The organism is Acetomicrobium hydrogeniformans ATCC BAA-1850 (genome assembly GCF_000160455.2).
GTDB classification, from domain to species: domain Bacteria; phylum Synergistota; class Synergistia; order Synergistales; family Acetomicrobiaceae; genus Acetomicrobium; species Acetomicrobium thermoterrenum.
Map to the genome: position 1 here is coordinate 607,055 of NZ_ACJX03000001.1, position 17,946 is coordinate 625,000.

At 46.2% G+C, this 17,946-nt stretch carries 16 protein-coding genes, 2 rRNA genes and 1 pseudogene (1 of these 19 running past the window's edge); 1 reads left to right on the forward strand and 18 read right to left on the reverse strand.

Features of this window, described 5'->3' with window-relative positions:
* Window positions 1-107: 107 nt before the first annotated feature.
* The 10 genes from HMPREF1705_RS02975 to HMPREF1705_RS03020 form a co-directional block, all read right to left on the reverse strand.
* Window positions 108-2,528 carry a xanthine dehydrogenase family protein molybdopterin-binding subunit gene (locus tag HMPREF1705_RS02975; protein WP_009202415.1) on the reverse strand — a complete coding sequence of 807 codons (2,421 nt, stop codon included), beginning with the start codon at window positions 2,526-2,528 and terminating at the stop codon, window positions 108-110.
* A 15-nt stretch (window positions 2,529-2,543) separates the two neighbouring features.
* The gene (locus HMPREF1705_RS02980; protein WP_009202416.1) at window positions 2,544-3,017 is read right to left on the reverse strand and encodes a (2Fe-2S)-binding protein; all 474 of its coding nucleotides are present in this window, start codon (window positions 3,015-3,017) and stop codon (window positions 2,544-2,546) included.
* A complete protein-coding gene (locus tag HMPREF1705_RS02985; RefSeq protein WP_009202417.1) occupies window positions 3,014-3,895 on the reverse strand; it encodes an FAD binding domain-containing protein in 882 nt (293 codons plus the stop codon). Before HMPREF1705_RS02985 ends, HMPREF1705_RS02980 begins: the two co-directional genes overlap by 4 nt.
* Before the next feature lie 64 nt (window positions 3,896-3,959).
* Window positions 3,960-4,766, reverse strand: coding sequence for a cyclase family protein (locus tag HMPREF1705_RS02990; RefSeq protein ID WP_009202418.1), 807 nt, complete (start codon window positions 4,764-4,766; stop codon window positions 3,960-3,962).
* A gap of 22 nt (window positions 4,767-4,788) precedes the next feature.
* The gene (locus HMPREF1705_RS02995; protein WP_009202419.1) at window positions 4,789-6,048 is read right to left on the reverse strand and encodes a YlbE family protein; all 1,260 of its coding nucleotides are present in this window, start codon (window positions 6,046-6,048) and stop codon (window positions 4,789-4,791) included.
* Between the two features lie 2 nt (window positions 6,049-6,050).
* A complete protein-coding gene (locus HMPREF1705_RS03000; protein WP_111089539.1) occupies window positions 6,051-6,236 on the reverse strand; it encodes a hypothetical protein in 186 nt (61 codons plus the stop codon).
* A gap of 8 nt (window positions 6,237-6,244) precedes the next feature.
* Entirely contained in the window at window positions 6,245-7,771 is a 1,527-nt protein-coding gene (locus HMPREF1705_RS03005; RefSeq protein ID WP_009202421.1) for a fatty-acid metabolism regulator protein, read from the reverse strand.
* A 14-nt stretch (window positions 7,772-7,785) separates the two neighbouring features.
* Window positions 7,786-8,361, reverse strand: coding sequence for a DUF2877 domain-containing protein (locus HMPREF1705_RS03010; protein WP_131725246.1), 576 nt, complete (start codon window positions 8,359-8,361; stop codon window positions 7,786-7,788).
* A gap of 104 nt (window positions 8,362-8,465) precedes the next feature.
* Window positions 8,466-9,656 (reverse strand): CaiB/BaiF CoA transferase family protein, encoded by a 1,191-nt coding sequence (locus tag HMPREF1705_RS03015; RefSeq protein ID WP_009202423.1) that lies wholly within the window; start codon window positions 9,654-9,656, stop codon window positions 8,466-8,468.
* A gap of 13 nt (window positions 9,657-9,669) precedes the next feature.
* Entirely contained in the window at window positions 9,670-10,560 is an 891-nt protein-coding gene (locus HMPREF1705_RS03020; protein ID WP_040348964.1) for a carbon-nitrogen hydrolase family protein, read from the reverse strand.
* Window positions 10,561-10,710: 150 nt separating this feature from the next.
* Here HMPREF1705_RS03020 and HMPREF1705_RS03025 point away from each other — a divergent pair, with 150 nt between their 5' ends.
* Entirely contained in the window at window positions 10,711-12,264 is a 1,554-nt protein-coding gene (locus HMPREF1705_RS03025; protein ID WP_009202425.1) for a PucR family transcriptional regulator, read from the forward strand.
* A gap of 94 nt (window positions 12,265-12,358) precedes the next feature.
* Here HMPREF1705_RS03025 and HMPREF1705_RS03030 read toward each other — a convergent pair whose 3' ends face one another.
* The 8 genes and pseudogenes from HMPREF1705_RS03030 to HMPREF1705_RS03060 all read right to left on the reverse strand — a co-directional run.
* The gene (locus HMPREF1705_RS03030; RefSeq protein WP_009202426.1) at window positions 12,359-13,579 is read right to left on the reverse strand and encodes an amidohydrolase family protein; all 1,221 of its coding nucleotides are present in this window, start codon (window positions 13,577-13,579) and stop codon (window positions 12,359-12,361) included.
* A 20-nt stretch (window positions 13,580-13,599) separates the two neighbouring features.
* Window positions 13,600-14,055 (reverse strand): (2Fe-2S)-binding protein, encoded by a 456-nt coding sequence (locus HMPREF1705_RS03035; RefSeq protein WP_009202427.1) that lies wholly within the window; start codon window positions 14,053-14,055, stop codon window positions 13,600-13,602.
* Window positions 14,056-14,239: 184 nt separating this feature from the next.
* A complete protein-coding gene (locus HMPREF1705_RS03040; RefSeq protein ID WP_009202428.1) occupies window positions 14,240-14,665 on the reverse strand; it encodes a molybdopterin cofactor-binding domain-containing protein in 426 nt (141 codons plus the stop codon).
* Window positions 14,666-14,817: 152 nt separating this feature from the next.
* A complete protein-coding gene (locus HMPREF1705_RS11000; protein WP_009202430.1) occupies window positions 14,818-15,153 on the reverse strand; it encodes an IS30 family transposase in 336 nt (111 codons plus the stop codon).
* 31 nt (window positions 15,154-15,184) lie between these two features.
* Window positions 15,185-15,382, reverse strand: a pseudogene (locus HMPREF1705_RS11235) (hypothetical protein); the annotation flags it as partial.
* A 43-nt stretch (window positions 15,383-15,425) separates the two neighbouring features.
* Window positions 15,426-15,683 carry a type 1 periplasmic-binding domain-containing protein gene (locus HMPREF1705_RS03050; RefSeq protein WP_009202431.1) on the reverse strand — a complete coding sequence of 86 codons (258 nt, stop codon included), beginning with the start codon at window positions 15,681-15,683 and terminating at the stop codon, window positions 15,426-15,428.
* 253 nt (window positions 15,684-15,936) lie between these two features.
* A 5S ribosomal RNA gene (gene rrf / locus HMPREF1705_RS03055) occupies window positions 15,937-16,052 on the reverse strand.
* Between the two features lie 55 nt (window positions 16,053-16,107).
* Window positions 16,108-17,946, reverse strand: a 23S ribosomal RNA gene (locus HMPREF1705_RS03060); it runs 1,159 nt beyond the window's last position.

Below are 17,946 nucleotides of genomic sequence, written 5' to 3' on the forward strand. Positions count from 1 at the left end.
TAATTTTAAAAGACGCTGCATTACCCCCTTTTATCTTTTGCTGATTTTAATTGCTTCTATCCCCCGCAAGGCCGCTTCTGCAGCTGCCCTACGGGGGTAAATAAAGGTTAATCCCAGGATTTAATTGCTTGCTTGTAATCCTGTTCCCTGGCAAAGGGATATTCCCAAAAATCTACATTGCCTTTTTCATCGAATTGCTTTATTGCCTTGTATACTCTTTCTCTCGTAAAAGGATAGCTGTGTATGCGGACCTTTAAGGCGTTAAATAAAGCATTTCCAATTGCTGGTGCCGGTGAGATCATGGAGTGCTCCCCAACCCCCCTGTTGCCATAGGGAGATATCTCCTCAGGGGTCTCTTCCCAGAAATATTGAATTTCATCGGGTATGTCCTTTATTGTAGCTATCTTGTAATCAGTGAACGAAGGAGTGAGCAGTAAGCCTTTATCGTCGTAATACATTCCTTCCATTATGCCAGCAGATATGCCTTGGACGGTTCCACCTTCTATTTGTCCTCTTACGTTCAATGGCGAAATAGCCTTGCCGAGATCATAGCCGCATACAACTTTATTGACAACTATTTCTCCGGTATGAGGATCAACTTCAAGGTCAACTCCAACAGCACCTACTGTAAAATGAACAACGCTTTTGGGAGACTGCCCTGTTTCGATATCAGGATATATTACATCAGGTGGTACAAAATGTCCTCTTCCTATTATGGGTCCACCTTTATATTTACCGTCGGGCATCTTGAAGCCGTTTTGAATCTTCGTATCAATCGGCTCAGCCTTGCCAAGCTTTCTGCACTTGACCACTCCGTGTTCAATGGTTATTTCCGACTGGTCACACTGCCAATATTCACTATAAAGCTGAATCAATTGATTCCTTGCATCCTCGCACGCAAGTTTCAGAGCCATACCCATGGACCAACAAGAACGGCTTGCCACAGTCTGCCAATCGTAAGGATGGCTTTGCGTGTCTGGATAATAACATTTTATCTTTTCAATAGGAATGCCCAATTCCTCTGAGGCGATTTGGGCAAATGATGTGTAAACTCCTTGCCCCATATCCATCGAGGCAGCCAAGACCTTAACGCTCCCATCCCCCAAAATTTCTACTGTAGCTGAAGACGCAGCATCGGCTGGCATGGCAGGTGCTTTTATGGCAAGGGCAATGCCCTTCCCTCTTTTCCAACCATTACGCTTGGCCGGTTCCTCTTTATTAATGCTTATACCTTCGGCCACCTTTTTGACTATAGTTTCCAAGGCATGGTTATGCATAGGCATTCCGGTACAGGTCGGCAAACCAGGCTTTAGCAAGTTTTTGAGCCTAAATTCCACGGGATCCATACCCATTTTATGCGCCACTATATCCATGGCCATCTCAAGAGCGCTCATGAACTCTGGCATCCCAAAACCCCTATAAGCTCCACCAAAGGGTTTATTGGTATAAACTGCATAGCTATCAGTCCAAACATTAGGTATGTAGTAGCACCCCGTCGATGTATATCCAGCACTTCTTACCGGGTTTGCACCATATTCAGCCGAAATCCCTGTATCGAAGTAAAAGGTATTTTTAATTCCCAGTATTTTCCCTTCTTTGTTGACTGCCATCCTTATCCGGGCCACATAACCTTGTCTAACCCACGAAGAAAGCATTACCTCTTCCCTAGATATAAATAACTTGATGGGCCGCCCCTTTAAGTTTGGGTGCGTCGCCGCAGCAAGACACAAGGCCTCTATGGTCATCCCTGCCTTACCGCCGAAACCCCCTCCAATGGGCGGGGCTATTACCCTTATCTTGCTTAGCGGCAATCCCAATGCATCAGCTATGATATCTCTGGTTGTGAAGACGGACTGTCCTGCCGTCCATATAGTTATTTCCTGAGATACAGGATCTTGAACGCACACGCAACAATGAGGCTCGAGAAAGCCGTGCGCTATCTGCGGATACGTTACTGCTTCCTCGAAAATGTAATCTGCCTCCTTGAAGGCCTTATCGATATCGCCTCGTCTAACTCTAAACCAGTTAGCTATATTAGTACCTGGTTGAGGAGTAATGAAATCTACGTGCTCGTAACTTCCCAATTCAGGATGCACCAGCACCGAGTTATCGGTGGCAGCTTTGACTGGATCAAAGACAGCCTCTAGCTCCTTATACTTAACAGACACCTTGAGAGCCCCTTCTTCAGCAGCTTCCTCGCTTTCTGCAACGACCAACGCCACTGGCTCACCGATATATCTGACCTTTTTTATGGCCATTGGGCTTCTATCCTTCAGATAGAGGCCGAACCTATATGGGAAGTCCTCGCCAACGATGACCTCTTTAACTCCGGACACCTTCAAGGCCTCAGCTTTATCGATGGAAATAATTTCACCATGAGGAACAGCGGAACGCACAGCCTTTGCATAGAGCAGAGAAGGCCCAAACTCAAGGTCATCCACAAATTTCAAGGTGCCAGCAGCTTTTTCGGCGTCGTACATTCTCGTTACCCATTTACCTACGCCACTATTAGTCACAGTCTGCTTCATATGTACTCCTCCTCACTATTCCCTCATCATGGCTGCTGCCTTTTTAACAGCCCTGATGATAGAAACATAGCCAGTGCACCGACATAAGTTACCGCTTAAGGCTTCCTTAATGTCTTCATCCGAAGGGTCTGGATTTTCATTTAAAAGGGCATAAACGCTCATGATCATGCCTGGAGTACAAAAACCACATTGGATGGCCCCTTCCTCAATAAAAGCCTTTTGTATCGGATGCAGCTCCCCATTGGGGCCTACTAATCCTTCGGAGGTAATAACCGATTTACCCTCTACTTCCGGCAATAACATCATACACGACTTCATGGGAACGCCGTCGACTAAAACAGTACACGTGCCACACTCGCCTTCTTCGCAGCCTCTTTTGACGCTTGTTACGCCATGAGCTCTTAAAGCCCTAAGAAGCGTGGTCCTAGGCTCGCCAACGTATGTGGTTGCTCTTCCGTTTAATATGAAGTTTACCTTTATCTCGCTCATGACATCCTACCTCCCCGAAGCCCTTCGATGCACGTCGCTAAGGCCTTGATGGTCAACTCTCTGATCATATCGAGCCTGTATTCCCTAGTGGCACGAACATCGGTGATGGGGTTTACGCTCTCTGCTACCTTGTCAGCTGCATTACGTATAGCTGTTTCATCTAAAGTCTTTGTTCCTTTCAAGTACTTCTCTGCCTCTAAAGCACGTATAGGTTTGGGTGCAACGGCCCCGCAAGAGATTCTGAAATCCTTGCCATTTTGTTTATCGACTACAACACAGGCAACGCTAGCTTGTGCCAGGTCCAACGCATTGCGCCTAGCAAGTTTCACATAACAGCCAGCGGCTTGTGCCTCGATGTGAGGAACGTAAATATGGGTAACTAGCTCTTCCTTTGATAGTACAGTACGCCTAGGACCAGTTATAAATTCTAAAATTGGAACATCTCTTTCTCCATCGGGACCAGCAATATGCACCACCGCATCGTAACAACATAGCGATGGCACTAAATCGGCTGACGGAACTCCACCGGTGACGTTGCCTACAAAAGTAGCTTTATTCCTTATTAATCGATCCGAATGGGAAAGGCAAGCCTCGTAGATAGCAGGAAAAGATCTTTTTACCTCGCGATTTGCCAATACCTGATTGATAGTTGCATTGGCACCTATTCGAAGGCCCTTATGCGGGTAAAAGGAAACGCCGCTCAACTCAGCAATTCCCGTGATATCGATCACTATTTCAGGTTTTATCAAATGCTTTTTCATCCAAACTATCAAATCTGTGCCCCCAGCTTTAATGACACTACTCGAGCCATATTGAACGAGGAGTCCTATTGTCTCTGCTATGCTTTTGGGTTTAACGTAATCAAACTGAAGCAACATTACACACCCCCTCACATTTACACTAATAGGGCGCAGATGCTTTGCGCCCTATTAGATGCAAGACCTATTCTTCGGTAAAGGCTACAATTCGACTGATACAAGACTCTCCGCCCTGAAACTTCCATGGGAAGCAGCCCACAATAACCCTCTTTCCTAAAAGCTTATCGATATCTCCGCCCAAGCATTCGGCATGAATTATATTATCTGGGAATAAAGCAATGTGCATTATCTGATAGTCCTCGGCAGGAAACATTTCGTCCAGGGTCTTGTTGTATTTCTTTCGCATATACTCGTCAGCTAATTTTGCGTACTGCGGCATCCACTCTCTTATCTTGGTGTTCATTGGATGATCAGCGGATCCGCAATCTACACCGATCCATTTGATCTTCTTCTTCTTGCACCACTCAGCAAACTCCTTGGTTGGGCCCGGATGCATGACCATGTAACGCACTTCGTCCGCTTCAGGCTGATCGAAGCCATAGCGATGATATCCTGTATTGATTATCAATATGTCGCCTTCATGGACATCCGCTCTTTCCTCTATATCCTTAGATGTATAGACGCCAAAGTCCTCAGCAATATCGGAAAGATCTACCACTACGCCGGGCCCCACCAAGAACCCCTGCAGGGGAAGGCTGGCTATATCGTCACCATGGGTGCAAAAATGAAGTGGTCCATCCAAGTGGGTACCGACATGATTTGAATGGGTAAGCAGCTGCCCGTTGGCACCATTAGGAGCGAGGCGCTTGAAGAACTTTACCTGAAGCGGTTCATAGGTCGGCCATGGTGGAGTGAGCTGACTGATGGGTATTGAAAGATCATAAATTTTAACCCTATCCCAATTCTTGGGTATTAAGTTTTGAGACAACATCTAAATCCCTCCTTCTTGTATTTTACTCTGCTAAATATTTTTCAACATAATTTTCCGCTGCTTTAACGAAAGCTTCAATGGGAGTCCTAACTATACCAGCCCCAACCTGGCCCACACCAGGTTGCTTGTGAGCAACGCCAGTGTCCAAGACAGGGGATATACCAGTTTCCGCAACCTTCAAAACATCGATTCCCGTGGGTGTGCCGCGAAAGTTGAGATAGGGGATATTAAACATGTTATTTTCGCTTACAGTGATCTCGTACATCTCCAGCGTGTAGTTAACGGCATCCTGCGGGGTACCTCCTATAAACTGTACTATTGCAGGCGCCGCCGCTAAGGCAAAGGCTCCAACCCCCAGGGTCTCCATTATTGCGCTATCCCCTATATCAGGGTTCACGTCCTCCGGCTTGAAGCCCGGAAATAGCAACACCTTAGGCACCGCTGCAGGGGCAGTAAACCATTTATCCCCCAGGCCTGATACCTTTATCCCGAAGTCAGTTCCGTTTCGTGCCATAATCGTTACGTAGCTTGATCCTTCTATCCCATGAGCCGGTTCAACTGAGGCCTTAGCTGCTGCCATCCCTAGGTTAAGGAAGAAATGATCGTTGCTATCCAAGAATCTGACAACTTCGGCTAGAGCCTTGTTGTCGATGCTGCTCTCAACCAAGTATGGAAAAAGGGTGCGCAAAAACAGCGATGTGGCTGCCTTGTTACGATTGTGCAGCTCATCCCCCATGTGCAGTGCTTGAGCTATCAAATTTTTCAGGTCTATGGTATTGTCAGAATCGTACGCCCTCTTGATACCTGCATTTAGGATAGGATACAATACCTTTTCCATCCAGCGTAGGCGATCTATTACCTCCTGAGAATAAGCTCCATACCTAAGCACTTTTCCTAGGCCTTCGTTTTGCGTGACGTAAGCCTCATTATTGAATGTCTTATTCTCCACAATAAATACAGGCATGCTTGGGGAAATGACTCCAGCCATCGGGCCTACAGCGTGATGGTGATGGCACGGATCAAATTCTACCTCTCCCTTAGAAGCTATTTTTTCTGCCTCTTCCGGGGTGCTTGCCCATCCTTCATACAACATGGCACCGATAATTGCGCCCTTTAACGGGCCTGACATGCGCTCCCATTCTATGGGAGGTCCAGCATGCAACAGCATTCTTTCACCCATTTCGGGAATAACCTCTCCTGCCAGGCCCATACCCACAAGCATGGGCCTGGCTGATAGCACACGTTCCAGCGCTTCTTTATTAGCTTTATTAACATCGACCATAACTAATTTGCACCTCCTTCACGCAATTTTCTGAGCTTCGACAAAAGATCTGATTTCAAAGCCGATGGCCGCCAATCCACGTGAACGACCTTCGCATCCTGCTTTTTCAAGTCGTGATAAAATTGCTCAATTCCTATGTTAACAACTATAGGCCCATTTGCTAGCAAATCCTTCATTGCCAATCCCATCATCTCCTTTACTGCAATAGCATACAAGCAAGGCGCGCAGCTTGAGCGTTGCTGTCGGCTAGGACGACTCCTACGTCTTCTAATATCTTTCTTTGACTTGAAGCGATTTGCGGATCAGCTTCCACTCCGCAGACATACCCGACAAAAATAACTCTATCGCCAACTTCCCTTTTCACTTGCGATATAGCAGAGGCCAGTTGCTCAGCTGGACTTTCATGACATCCATAGCCAAGCACACAATCAAACAAGATAACACCAACCTCATTTTCTTTCGCCTCTTCAATCATCCTCTTAGCCCTAAAACTACTGTCCATCATCGGATGAAGGCGTCCTTGAGTAAATTCATCTTCGCCGTAATCAACCATGCAGTTGCCGATGCTTTTCAGGCTATCTGGCAACTTGTATCGTTCGTCCAGAGGGGCGTTGCTATATATGGGACCTAACAACTTACTTGCGACCAGCTGAGCCTCATAGCATAAAGTCCCTCCAGAGTACAGGCCACGCAAATACCCTTTTCTTTTGCCAAAATGCGATGCCAATTCTTTCAAATGTTCATACTTCAGATTTAAATCCTTCCTTGCAAGATCAGGATCTGTGCCATTGACTACGGCAGCAGTCACAGCAGCGGTCTCTTCAAGTTCCTTGCAGAAATATATAGGAGGACGGTCACCTTCTAGTTCTCCTCCAATATAACCCAAAACGGCAGGCTTATTTCCTGAAGCTAATCGTTGGAATATCTTTTTTTCCACTTCGGCCGCTGGTGGCTTACCAACCATCACTATGACCTTGACATCATCGCTTTCCAAAAGAGCTTCAATGCCCATAAGCGATGTTATGCCACCTACCGCTTCTTTTACATCTCTTCCGCCAGTTCCGATAGCATGCAACACCCCAATACCGCGATGAGCCAGCTGAACATGCACCTCCTGCAAACCAGTACCTGCAGCCGCAACCATACCCACAGGCCCAACGGGGCAGGCATTGGCAAAACCCAATCCAATGCCTTTGATAACAGCCGTACCACAATCAGGCCCCATGACCAATAAGCCCTTCTCCTTGGCTATATTCTTTAGTTCGATTTCCTTTTCCAACGACACGTTATCAGAATACAACATCACGTGCAAACCCTTGTTGAGGCATTCCATTGCTTCATCGCCGGCATACTGACCAGCGATCGATATCAAGGCAAGGTTTGCTTCCGGTAACATCGAAAGGGCACCGTTTAAGCTCTTTGGGAAATATTGCTGACTTATCTCAGTGGTCTTCCATGGCGGATTGCTCAAATATTCCTTAGCTTTTGCGATAATCTCATCGATAATTTCTTCGTTCGCTTTCACAGCAATCACTAAATCTGACGGGCGTAAATCCAGCCCTGATAGGTCAAAACCGGCAGCAGACATTATTTTTATATTAGCCTCTGTGGCCATGTTCAGAGTAGCATCAATAACGCCATCGATCTTCGTCAATTCCTGAGCCACGCGCATTAAACTGACGCTATCATAATATACACCGCGCACTACTTCCACCCGTTGCATCTATTTTTCGCCTCCTAAGAAAAGCTGTTACATATTGAAACAGCATGAAAAAAACCAGATATCCAAGCTCTGCCAGACGTATGCCCCGTGGACATAAGTTCATTCAAAGCATCCTCTACTTCGCCATCAGCCCCCCTTGACAATGCCTCCAGCAATTTCCTCGACCTATACCAGGTGAGACCACAGGCCGCATCGTACAACATACAACTTGAAAACCAAGTTGTCCTGCTTTCGAGGTTTCGGAATGATATAACATTCTCAAAATTATGCCCCATCCACCTCAATGCTATATGCATTCCTGTCAAAAAATCATCCCCTGCCGGAGTGCTGCCGGGCCCAAGGCCCACTAGGGCATCATAACCATCGTTATCAAGAGTAAACAACAAAACTTCGAGTTCGTCATCCAACAACATATACCATTCTCTAAACAATGCATCCCATCTCCTGGGTATGCTGCTAGCTTGTGGTATATTGGGGTCATATATGACTGGCACTTTCAAGTTTTCACTGTCAATTAACAAATTATCGGCAACGTCATCAAGGGAATCAACTAGCAAACTGCGTGGCCCCATATCATTGTAATCCAACACCAAAGAAAATCGCCAGCCATCTAATATCAGGTTGCATGTCTTTTTGTAACGTTCCTTAAGGTGAAAATCTCCTCGCAACTCCCAATCAGAGCTTTTGCCTAAGATCAGATTACTCCTTCCTCCTCCAATGCATTAACATCATCTGGCGTCATGCCAAGGTACTCTGTCAGCACCTCTTCATTGTGTTGGCCAAGTACCGGAGCCGGAGACTTAATCTTCCCGGGAGTCATGGAGAGCTTAATGGGGATCCCGGGCAATGTAAAGTTGCCGGCTACGGGATGAACCACGTTAACAATCATGTCCCTGGCAAGCACATGGGGATCTTTGACCACATCAGCTATATTGCTTATCTTTCCGGCGGGTATGCCTGCATCGTCAAACTCCTTCAACCACTTTTCAGTAGGACATTCGATGAATGCTTCTTGAAGCAGAGGCTCGAGATCCGCCCAATTGGCCACCCTGTCGGCATTGGTCTTAAAACGAGCATCTTCGTAAAGGTGAGGCCTATTTAAGGCCACGCATAACCTTCTCCAAAGCTCATTGTTTCCACAAGCTATATTGATATGCCCATCCTGCGTCTTAAACGTAGCAAAGGGTGCGATGGAAGGGTGCCTATTGCCTATTGGTTCTGGGGTAACGCCTGTGGCCACATATCTTGCTATGGCATTCTCCAATATCGCCACCATACAATCTAGCATAGCTACATCTACGTATTGTCCCTTTCCGCTAGATTCTCTGTGATGCAACGCAGCAAGTATGCCTATGGCGGTGAACACCCCAGCAAATATATCGGCAATTGAACTTCCAACCTTGGTAGGGGTGTTTTTATCCGGTCCCGTAATGCTCATTATGCCCCCTAATCCTTGGACGATCAGGTCGTAAGCCGGTTTTTCGCTCAAAGGACCGTACTGTCCGAAACCAGAACATGACGCATATATGATACGCGGATTTCGAGCTGCAAATTCCTCGTAAGAAAGGCCAAGCTTTTCCATTACACCTGGCTTGAAATTCTCGATCAATATATCTGCTTTTTCCCCCATCCTTAAAGCTATCTCCCTGCCCTTGGGGTTCTTTAGATCCAACGTCACGCTCTTTTTCCCCCTGTTTATGCTCATGAAGTAGGCACTCTCACCCTTTACGATGGGAGTAAAGGCTCTAGAGTCATCACCTGTTTTGGGTCGCTCTATCTTGATAACCTCTGCTCCCAGGTCAGCCAAGATCATGGCGCAGAAGGGGCCAGCCAAGACGCGTGTAAAATCTAAAACTATTACACCTTCCAATGGGCCTGACAACATTTACACCTCCTGTTTACCTATAGCTGTAAGGAATCCTCTTTGCAGGTTCAAAGGCACATTTGCCCTTTTGCAAAATGCCCTTGTATGCCTCAAGATTTCTATCTTCGATATGATCAAAATACTGTGGCGAGGAACTGTTGGGCGTTATGGTAGATATGGGGTTCGGATCTAACGTCGCCCATATGAACTCATCAGAACACCTGGCCTGGGCAAGTTTCATGCCACTTGGATGGACTATCATAGAGCCCCCAAAATATTGAGCACCGGACGCATCAAAACCTACGCTGTTCGTGGCAATTACATAAACGTGATTATCGTAGGCTCTCGCCTTGTTCGTCAGCTCCCACTGGTCGAAGGTGCGCAGGAAAGCAGAGGGCCTGCAGATTACTTCGGCCCCCATTAGAGCAGTAGCTCTAGACAGCTCGGGGAAATCGCCGTCGTAGCATATTATTATCCCAATCTTTCCAAGGGGAGTCTCAACACAACATGGCTCATTCCCTGGGGTAGTCCAACCGCCCCCTTCCAATCTTTCTGAAGGAAAGGGATGGGTCTTTCTATAAACTCCCATAACACCACCAGGACCTATCAAAGCTGCACTGTTATATATAACTCCCTCTTTGTCTCCGCGTTCATAAGTAGGGAAAACTATATATGTGCCAAGCTCCTGTGCCCACCTTGTTACCTCATCCGTAAATTTCCCAGGTATAGCATCTACAACATTCCAAAGGGCTTCAACACCTCCAGCAGGGGAAAAACCCGTGGTAACCGATTCAGGTAATACAATAAGATCGGCAAGCGAACTCTCATGACACCTATACACCCAATCTTTGGCTATCTTCATGTTCTCTTCTGCATCCATAGGTTTAACAGCAAACTGTACCGAAGCAGCAACAAAACGCTTCATCGCAACTACCTCTCTCCTTGGCATTCCTGATAAATTATGGAAGATTGATTAATATAGTACAATATAATCCTCATTTATGACATGTCAACTAGTAACATATGTTATAATTAATTTTAATTACTATATGACACCATCATAGAAGGCGGTGATATGTTGCAGGTTGCCGATTTACTTAATAAAAATATGTTTCCGGACTTTAGAGTCGCCGCCGGCAGCAAAGGGTTGATCAGGGAGATCACCTCAGTATCCGTGCTTGATGCCCCAGATGTCGACAGGTGGATGAGAGGTGGAGAGTTTCTCATTGGCAGCGGCTATATCTTTAAGGACGATCCAACGGAGTTTACGCACTTTTTGGATAGGGTAGCAACAAAGGACATTGCTGCCGTCGGAATAAAGCTTGACAGGTTTTATCACACCTTGCCATCTGGAATCATCGATCAGGCGAACAGTTTAAATTTACCACTTATAGAAATTCCGATAGACTATAGGTGGACTGACATCATCGAAACCGTCACATTATATATTTTAAACGAAAAAAACAAGGACGTCTTGCGTCAAGATATAGAGGTCGCCCAGTCATTACAAATGTTAAATAATGAAGAGGACATTAAAAACCTTATAGCACTGATTGCCAAAGACCTGGAGAGGGATATGGTGGTAAAAGCACCGCGTATTCATATCTTCAATCACTTTGCAAACAACGACAAAGAGAGCGACAACGGAGCATATTTAAATGTCTTCGATACGCCTTCCTTAGAAGAGAAGCCTCTTCCCAAAAAAGGAATAATATTGGCCAATCTTTCGCTTAAAATGCTAGACAAGCCAAGGTGGGTTGCTTGTTACCGTATCGATGGAGAACCAAATGTAGAGGTTGCACTGATTCTAAAAGACAACGAACACTATCCATCCATCAGGCAAAACAACTCGATGTGGCGTATAGTATCTTTGCTAAGGCTTGCCCAATTGGATGCTGTCCTTACTTTAAACCAACATGATATAGAAAAAGAACGCTTCTTAGAAAGTTTATGTTTGGGTTTATATAATGATTTGGATATTATAATGCATAAAGCAAACGAAATGAAACTTATATTACCAAGTAAAGCTTTTGTCATGATGGCTACCCCAATAAATGATAAGTCTACTACTAAAGAGCAATGGAAACCTCAAAGTTCCTTGAGTTACAGGTTGGGAAACATATGGGTAACTATACATTCACACAAAGATAGAACTTTTGACTGGACTACAACAGCAAAGATCAATAACTATTGGATATCTCTAGGACAGAATGTTGAATCGTTGTTAAATTTGAACAAATCTTACCTCCAAGCCAAACAAACGTTAAACTGGATCAAAGAGTTTAAATGTGAGCCAGGGGCATACCAACATGGAGATTTATCGCTTCATGCATTGCTTGCAAATTTGGACAGCATTCCCGAGGCAAAAGAGCTACATCAAAGATACTGGATGCCTTTGATGGAAGTTAAGGCACGCTCAAAAAATACCATATCACTGGATATAGTTGCAAAAACGTTGATACAGGTGGATTTTAATGTAAAGGAAATGGCAAAAATATTACATATTCACTATAATACTGCTCGTAAATACGTAAAAGAAATAGAACATGTACTAAACATAAAGATGGATAGCAGGGAGCATAAAATCGGACTAGAACTTGCCTATTATATTGACAGCCATAAGAAATAATATATTAAAACAACAATAATACCGACATCTACTCAAATATTACGAATCGAAGCAATGATGTCGGTATTATTGTTTATAGTTATATCGTAACAGCTTACGCCCTTTTAGAACACGCAGATAGCGTGACATTTTTGCCATCTTTAATTACATAGCGCGGTCTTTCGTGTTCCCATATGGCTTCCCAAACTGTCCCTGCATTCAGGACAACCAGGTGGGCGGTCTTACCCTCCTCTAATCCATAATCGTCGATCCCAAGCGCCTTAGCTGCTCGAGTAGTGATCATATCGTAAAGGACATTCATGTCATCAAAGGTAGTCATCCACAATAGATGGGCAGCCAAAAAGGCAACCTCAAGCATGTTATTTCTCCCGAAGGGATAGTAAGCATCCGCAATGTCGTCTTGTCCTAAGGCTACATTAACCCCCATTTGATATAATTCTTTAACTCTAGCATGGAGTGGCCCTGTATGTGGATCGCTCACAACTCCAAGATCGGCCTTCCTTATCAAAGCTGAAACTTTTCTAAAATATGGTTCTGGATAAAGACACATCGCCCTTGCGTGTTGAGCGGTAACGCGTCCACTCCACCCCTCTTTAATAGTCTTGACGCATAACATCTCAAGCGTTTTCAAGGTTGGATCTCCAGCATCGTCAATCAACATTGATATATCTTTATTATAACGCTTAGCTAACTCAAACATCTTATTGATATGCTCTATAGAATCTTTATCAGTATACTCTATCCAGGGTATGCCGCCCACAACGTCAGCTCCGAGTTCCAAAGATTGCCTTACGTACTCTTCTGCGCCCGGGTCACGTATAACACCATCCTGCGGAAAGGCAACTACCTGAAGATCCAATGAATTTTGGAATTCTTCTTTTGCTTTTAAAAGGGCTTTTACGCCTTCAAGTTTGGCCTTCGTGTCTGTGTCGGCAAATGCCCTTATATGGGTATTTCCGTATTGGATTGCCCTCATACAAGCCTTTCTCACGTTATCGATAATCCACTTCTCATCGTATTTTTCCTTAACTCTGGCAGCCAACTCAATGGCTGTCATGGCTCCGCCCATAGAGCTTCCTTGATATTGCTTTAAGGCTTCATCGCCTATCATTGAAAGCGTATATACTTTACATAGATGCAGATGTCCGTTTACGAAGGATTCCGTCACCAGCCCGCCGTCTGCATTCAGCATCTCAACCGCATCGTTACCCAGGTTAGAACCTATTTTAACGATCTTACCGTTTTGTATGCCTATATCAACGATATCGCTATAATTGCGGGTTCGTGCATTTTTAATTAAAATATCGTACCTCATCTAATCATGCTCCTTTTTAGTTAAACTAATGTCTTTAATTCTTTCTGCGCGAGCAGCGCAGCTTCCAATATGCTTTCATAACCAGTGCATCGACAGATGTGTTTTCCCAGTGCGTCTTTTATGGAGGTTTCATCGGCATCAGGATTTTTAGAGAACAGCGCATACAACCGCATTATTAAGCCCGGGGTACAGAAACCGCACTGAACTGCCCCAGCTTTTATAAAGGCTTCCTGAATAGGATGCAGTTGGCCTCTCTTTGCCAATCCCTCTATAGTTAAGACCTCACTACCCTCAGCCTTCTCAGCAAGCACAGTACAACTGGTTACAGGTTCTCCATTCATTATTACAGTACACGCACCGCATTGACCGACTCCACATCCAACTTTTGTTCCCGTCAGCCCAAACTGGTCTCTTAAAACATCTACGAGCATTACCCGACCATCTGGTATATCGATCTTACCGGTAGCTTTTAGCAATGCGGATCAAAGCAGCCTGGCACCCGAAAGTCCAGGATCCTGCAGCATTGCCCATTCCGGTCTCTGGGTCAGGTTCCGTAAGATCGACAACTCTGTAATATCCAGTCGTTTGAACTGGAATCCCTACGGTTAGACAATTTTCATAGGAGTAGCCTCTAGCTAGGGAGCTAATGGGAATTCTTTCTCATGTTAACTTATGAATGCAATATTGGCCATCGTAATCAACATGACTTACATCACTATGAAATACCAAAGAGGCATTATACTTGAGAAGCTCAACAGCCTTACGACATGCATCCTGTATCGCTCTCCCACTTCTATATGTTTGCATCGATGCAACAGTTTGCCACTCCCAAGGGCTAAACTGAGTATCTACATCCTTATATACATTTATCTTGCAAGCTGGAATGTTCATAGCTTCTGCTGCTATTTGAGAAAAGACTGTGTGTACTCCCTGCCCCATCTCTATTCCGGAAAGGTTGATAAAGATGCTTCCGTCAACATTCATTTGAAGATAACATGTAGAAGCAGCATTGGTGGACATCTTTGGCGATTTCATCATGGCAGCCAGTCCACACCCATAAAAATAGTCATCATCTTCCCTGGGCACGTTTTCAGTACTTAGTTTCTCAAATCAAGTGCAACGCTCTTGGCCATCCTGATGAAGTATTTCTAAAAAAAGCTTCCAGAGGAGTTTTCCAGCCAAGACACTTTCAGGGTCTATCGTTAAGAAGGCGGACAGCTGCGTCCACATCCTTATAGCTAACTTGAGTCATGCTTTTCCCCTTGGGGAAGAACTGCCGAAGCAGTCCATTCGTGTTTTCCTTCGTTTGTTCCTCGCTCCCAGGGGCTGTGAGGATGGGAGAAATAGACTTTGGTTCCCAGGGCATTTCCTATTTCCTGGTGTCGGGCAAATTCTTTGCCCTTATCGAAAGTAATGGTTTCGCAAGGTTTGCCTTCCAGAAGCTTAGTGACAATTTCCAAAAGGGGATCTGCATGCTTTCCGGAGAGTTTCCCTGCCAGAGTGACAAGGCATCCGGTTCCATGTTTTCCGAGCACTCGGCATTCCAGGTAACGTTTTTTGAGCAGGAACTCCACTGTATCCAGATAGGCCTCCGTTACGGGAGAGTTTTATGCTAATAGTGCTTTTATGACAGCCTACTTCGTCGGTTATGTCTGTATAACTCAGTTTTTCTTTCAGGGAGAATATCTTTTCTCTCTCTTCTGCGGTAAAATGATGGTAGCTCATGGCAGAGACTTTTATCAATAGGTTTTGTCCAGAAACAATGTTAACTAAGTGTTCTGCTGTTGGCTTTCTTTTTATCATTAAATCTTGAAAATCTTAGCCCCGTTGCACTTGTAGTTTAGATCTAGTAATCGCATCCTCGCTCCGCATACTCCCTTAAAACTCTCTTAAAACCAGCTGCTCCAACCTTTTCTGTAAATTCATATGGTACATTTAACTCATTAGAGGCCTCTATGCATCCTTGATGTACTGCCCCATCCCAAGGTTCTTCAATGGGCGTTTGAAAGATAGCGGCCATTTTAATATTTTTTGCTTCAGCATCTCCCATGAAAAAAAACAAAATGAAACAGCACGCCGTTAATGCAATTACCTTTAACTTCATAACCCTATCCCCCCTTGCAATTTCTAATTCAAAAAATATTTTGAATATTTAAAGTAGATTGAATTAATTATATACGAGGACCCAGAATAAAAAAATATCGACATCTGACATGATTAAGCCTCATCTCATGGATAGATGTAACAATTTTATTTTATCCCCAACACAACACAAAGGCAGGAAGCACACCTATGCTTCCTGCCTTTGTGTTCCTTCCGGCATATCAAAATAACCGGCATCAAAATATAAAACAGGCACATGGCAGCGACCTACTCTCCCACGGGTACCCCCCGCAGTACCATCGGCGCTGGAGGGCTTAACTGCCGGGTTCGGCATGGATCCGGGTGTTTCCCCTCCGCTATGGCCACCATATGCCTGTTTCAAACCTTTACTCAAAAATCGCTAGGGAAAGAGGAAAAAAGTATTTAAGGACAAGGCCTCGGTGTATTAGTACCGGTCAGCTGCACCCCTCTCGGGGCTTCCACCTCCGGCCTATCTACCCTGTCATCTCCAGGACACCTTACCTGGCTTCCCCAGTGGGGGGTCTCATCTCGAGGGAGGCTTCCCGCTTAGATGCCTTCAGCGGTTATCCTTTCCGAACATGGCTACCCGGCTCCTGCAGCTGGCGCCACAACCGGTACACCAGAGGTTCGTCCACTCCGGTCCTCTCGTACTAGGAGCAGCTCCTCTCAAACCCCCTACGCCCGTGGTGGATAGGGACCGAACTGTCTCACGACGTTCTAAACCCAGCTCACGTACCGCTTTAATGGGCGAACAGACCAACCCTTGGGACCTGCTACAGCCCCAGGATGCGATGAGCCGACATCGAGGTGCCAATCCCCGCCGTCGATAGGAACTCTCGGGCGGGATCAGCCTGTTATCCCCGGGGTAGCTTTTATCCGATGAGCGACGGCCCTTCCACTCGGAACCGCCGGATCACTAGGACCCACTTTCGTGCCTGCTCGAGCTGTCGCTCTCGCAGTCAGGCCACCTTATACCCTTACGCTCTTCAGGCGATTTCCATACGCCTTGAGGTGACCATCGCGCGCCTCCGTTACTCTTTAGGAGGCGACCGCCCCAGTCAAACTGCCCACCTGACACTGTCCCGCCTTCGCGGTTAGAACCCCAGCACATCAAGGGTGGTATCCCAAGGACGGCTCCACTAAGGCTAGCGCCTTAGCTTCACAGCCTCCCACCTATCCTGTACATGACGTACCAAAGTCCAATATCAGGCTACAGTAAAGCTCCACGGGGTCTTTCCGTCCCACCACGGGTAACCGGCGTCTTTACCGGTCCCACAATTTCACCGGGTCTCTCGCTGAGACAGCGTCCAGATCGTTACACCTTTCGTGCAGGTCGGAACTTACCCGACAAGGAATTTCGCTACCTTAGGACCGTTATAGTTACGGCCGCCGTTTACCGGGGCTTCGGTTTAGAGCTTCGCCAAATCGCTTTGGCTAACCCCTCCCCTTAACCTTCCGGCACCGGGCAGGTGTCAGGCCCTATACATCGGCTTTCGCCTTTAGCAGAGCCCTGTGTTTTTATTAAACAGTCGCCTGGACCTGGTTTCTGCCACCCGCTTCGGCTTCCCCTGTTAAAGAGTACACCTAACGCGGGCACCCCTTCTCCCTAAGTTACGGGGTCAACTTGCAGAGTTCCTTAGCGAGAGTTATCCCGTCCACCTTCAGTCTGCTCAACCAGCCCACCTGTGTCGGTTTAGGGTACGGGCACCCTGGCTCCTCCCTAGAGGCTTTTCTTGGCAGTGCAGCGTCAACGCCTTCGTCTTATAATTAAGACTCCCCATCAGGTCTCGAGGTTAACGAGCTCTCGGATTTGCCTGAAAGCTCCCCCTACTCCCTTGGACTGGGCATTCCATCGCCCAGCGCGCCTAGCTCCCTGCGTCACCCCTTCGGTACAAACGTTGCCAAGGTGGGGCCGGAATGTCTACCGGCTGTCCATCGGCTTCGCCCTTCGGCTACACCTTAGGTCCCGCCTAACCCTGGGCGGATTCCCTTCCCCAGGAACCCTTGGGCTTCCGGTGAGCAAGTCTTTCACTTGCTTTAACGCTACTCATACCGGCATTCTCTCTTCCTGACGGTCCACCGCACCTCACGATGCGACTTCGACCCGACAGGAATGCTCCCCTACCATCCGAAGGCTTAAGCTTTCGGATCCGAGGCTTCGGTTGCGGACTTAGCCCCCTACATTTTCGGCGCGGAAGCGCTCGACCAGTGAGCTATTACGCACTCTTTCAAGGATGGCTGCT

Excerpts from the sequence above, each read along its gene's own strand:
- HMPREF1705_RS02975 (WP_009202415.1), bottom strand. The coding sequence starts at position 2,528 with ATGAAGCAGACTGTGACTAATAGTGGCGTAGGTAAATGGGTAACGAGA.
- HMPREF1705_RS02980 (WP_009202416.1), bottom strand. The coding sequence starts at position 3,017 with ATGAGCGAGATAAAGGTAAACTTCATATTAAACGGAAGAGCAACCACA.
- HMPREF1705_RS02985 (WP_009202417.1), bottom strand. The coding sequence starts at position 3,895 with ATGTTGCTTCAGTTTGATTACGTTAAACCCAAAAGCATAGCAGAGACA.
- HMPREF1705_RS02990 (WP_009202418.1), bottom strand. The coding sequence starts at position 4,766 with ATGTTGTCTCAAAACTTAATACCCAAGAATTGGGATAGGGTTAAAATT.
- HMPREF1705_RS02995 (WP_009202419.1), bottom strand. The coding sequence starts at position 6,048 with ATGGTCGATGTTAATAAAGCTAATAAAGAAGCGCTGGAACGTGTGCTA.
- HMPREF1705_RS03000 (WP_111089539.1), bottom strand. The coding sequence starts at position 6,236 with ATGGGATTGGCAATGAAGGATTTGCTAGCAAATGGGCCTATAGTTGTT.
- HMPREF1705_RS03005 (WP_009202421.1), bottom strand. The coding sequence starts at position 7,771 with ATGCAACGGGTGGAAGTAGTGCGCGGTGTATATTATGATAGCGTCAGT.
- HMPREF1705_RS03015 (WP_009202423.1), bottom strand. The coding sequence starts at position 9,656 with ATGTTGTCAGGCCCATTGGAAGGTGTAATAGTTTTAGATTTTACACGC.
- HMPREF1705_RS03020 (WP_040348964.1), bottom strand. The coding sequence starts at position 10,560 with ATGAAGCGTTTTGTTGCTGCTTCGGTACAGTTTGCTGTTAAACCTATG.
- HMPREF1705_RS03025 (WP_009202425.1), top strand. The coding sequence starts at position 10,711 with ATGTTGCAGGTTGCCGATTTACTTAATAAAAATATGTTTCCGGACTTT.
- HMPREF1705_RS03030 (WP_009202426.1), bottom strand. The coding sequence starts at position 13,579 with ATGAGGTACGATATTTTAATTAAAAATGCACGAACCCGCAATTATAGC.
- HMPREF1705_RS03050 (WP_009202431.1), bottom strand. The coding sequence starts at position 15,683 with ATGAAGTTAAAGGTAATTGCATTAACGGCGTGCTGTTTCATTTTGTTT.